Annotated in this window: 1 protein-coding gene; it reads right to left on the bottom strand. The window is 41.6% G+C overall.

Translation table 11 applies throughout. From position 1 onward, the window contains the following. Window positions 1-2,950: sialoglycan-binding domain-containing protein (locus ADF68_RS11535; protein ID WP_049549516.1), on the bottom strand; the 2,950-nt coding region annotated here is incomplete at both ends.

Here is a 2,950-nt window from a genome sequence, read left to right as displayed (position 1 = left end):
CCACTGTTATCAGTTAAGTTCACATCAACGCTAAACTCTTCTTCACGATAAACGATAATCTTATGTGGGTTAGTGCCATCAATTTCTGCATTACTAATAGGAGTTAAGCTAGTAATTGTTGGAGCTACTGTGTCACGAACTGTGAAGGTTACAGGCACTTCATCTGTTGAACCATCTGGATAAGTAACTACCGCTGTACGTGTGACTTGACCATTGTTAACAGTTGGAGTTTCTCCATCTTTCCATGTATAAGTCGTTCTTGCACCTGGCGTTGTACCTTCAGTTGGCAAGTCAGACTTGTTGGCAATATAAGTCTCTGGTGAGTCATAACCACTGATTGTACCATCTGTCGCTACATCGATTTTAGAGCCTGTTACTGCTGTTGGTGTATATTTATCAGCTTGCTTACGGAACTCAATCTGAATATTGGCGTTATTAGCAGTGTTATTGTTTGTGTTGTTATTTGTCAGACCTCCTTGGTCATATCCACTAATATAACGATTCCAGATATTTTTGCTAGCATCAGCTTTGACTTCCTGATTTTTACCAACATGACCTGAAATATTAACTTTATATGGGTTAGTATCTGTCGCATTGCCAGCTTGACCTAAATTACTTGTCTTATCCGTGAAGTTAATACTTGTACCATTAGCAGGAAGTTCAAGACGACCACCATTTGTAACTTCGAAATTACCTGATGGTGCTACTGCTTGAGCATTGTCGTGAACCTTAATCTTATCCAAGCGACCACTGTTATCAGTTAAGTTCACATCAACGCTAAACTCTTCTTCACGATAAACGATAATCTTACGTGGGTTTTTACTATCAATTTCTGCATTACGATTATCAGTTAATTTAGTAATTGTTGGTGCTACCTGGTCAGCTGGTGTTATCTTAGCTGGAGTTGTTACATCAGGAACTTCAACAGTTGGTTGACCTGGTTCTGTAATCTTACCTATACCTGGGACATTACCTTCAGGTAAATCACTATTAGGTACTTTACCTTTACCGTCTTTACCGATTGTGACTGGGATTGGCTTGTCACCTTTACCTGGGATTTCTACCTTAGTTTCTGGTGGGTATGTTGAGCCATCTGGTTTCTTCGGTGTTACTGTAACGTCACCTGTCTTAGGATCTTGATTCAACTCTAATGTTGGTGTAATAGATTGTGTAACCTTGACAGTTGATGTAAACTCCGCACTTTGTCCAACGTTATTGACAGACTTGACCTTGACCTTATAGTCGCCAGGATCTGAAGCAACACGACCTGTGATAATAAGCTTGTGCTCATAATCACTCACTTTTTGAACTTCAACTTTTTGATCTTTAAGTTCCAGCTTACTATCCACTAACTTGATAGAATCAGCTGGATTATAACCTAGTTTTGGATCACCAAGTGAAAATCCTGCTAGATTATCTTTAGTTGTAAATTCAAGTCGAATTTCCTTACCTTTTTCGATAGTTTGATCAGCCCCCGTCACCTTAGGAGATGGCAAACCATACCATTGCATATCATTTCGGTGGGTGCTGAACTCATAGGAGCGCATCCCTGCTGCATACATGAGTGGAGTCCCCTCAGCAGCCTTGGTTTTGAAACGAAAGATATAGTTTGATGCACTATCCTTAGTTCTACCACGATAATCAATATCAAAATGATAAACTCTTTGCGTATGCTGGATCAACCAATCCTTCAAATAATCTGATACCAGAACATCCTTCTCCGTTGTCGTACGGGCACCACCTGTACGATTAAAATAGAGTGTATCAGGTTTTGAAATGATTTCTTCAAATGTTTTAATCTCTCCATCAGCACCTTTCCAGAAAGCATCGGTAGTGGCGGCTTTGCCCCAAGCCTGCTCGATAGCTCCACCAGGGGTACCAATGTTAACATCCTTAGACGTAGAGCTAACCTGATCTTTAAAGATGTCGTATAAGTTTCGTGGTAATCTTCCTTGAGTTTCAATACGTCGTTTTCCACCAGAACCACCCCAGTAACTACCAAATGATGCCGAACCGTCGTCTACCAAGGTATGACCAGTTGGAATGGTAAACCAAGCATGGGCATTTTGGTGGTTTTCAGGATTAGCTTCAAACTCAATTTCCCAATCGTATGTATCTCCGTTTTTAGTGACATCAACCTTAACGACATCCTTGACATCCTTAACTCTTTGTTTATCCGCAGTATTTTGGTTACGGTCTCTAAAGAGCATGGTACCAGCTGGATAACCTGAGCCATCTCCTTCCTTTGTGAAGTAGAGCCCAACAGCATTGTCATAGGTTGCCCCCGCATCAGCGCGAAGCGTTGTCCCAACTGGGATAGCTGCGCCATTACGGACGTCATTACGCCCAGAAGTCAAACGATTACGTGCAATCATAACAGAGCTTTCGTTACGTTTGATGACACGATTCATATCCTCAACATCACGAAGGCTAACTTCTACACCACCAAATGCAGACTTGGCTACTGCAACTTGGGCGATAGCTTTTTCCAAGATTTCACGTGTCAAGTCATTCTCAGGTGTTTGGGCGATAGCCTGCTCCAAACGATCAATAGATACTTTGAGACTAGCTTTAGCTTTTTCCAGTTGCTCAGCATTAGTATTTTCTGAAGTTTCCTCAGACTTAGCTGAAATTTCTGGAGTTGGCTTCGCTACTTCTGGCTTGATTTCTGGAGTTGCTTCCTGTGTACTTTTGTCATTTTTATCTTCTTTGACTTGAGGAGTTTCCACTGCACGTAGCTGGTCCAAAACATTGGTCAAGCGAGCTACCAAAGCATCCACTTCTTCTTGACTCACTTTTGAATCAGCGAGAGTCTGTTCAGCCTTAACAAGTTCTTCATTAGCGGTAACCAAAAGATCTGTATTAGCAGCTTCCTTGACATGGAGCTGGTCTTTGATCTGTGCCACAAGCTGACTTGCAGTAGCTGTATCCACTTTTACAGAACTAGCAG

Source organism: Streptococcus pseudopneumoniae (assembly GCF_001068775.1).
Classification (GTDB): domain Bacteria; phylum Bacillota; class Bacilli; order Lactobacillales; family Streptococcaceae; genus Streptococcus; species Streptococcus pseudopneumoniae_N.
This window is presented reverse-complemented; position numbering and strand designations above follow the sequence as displayed.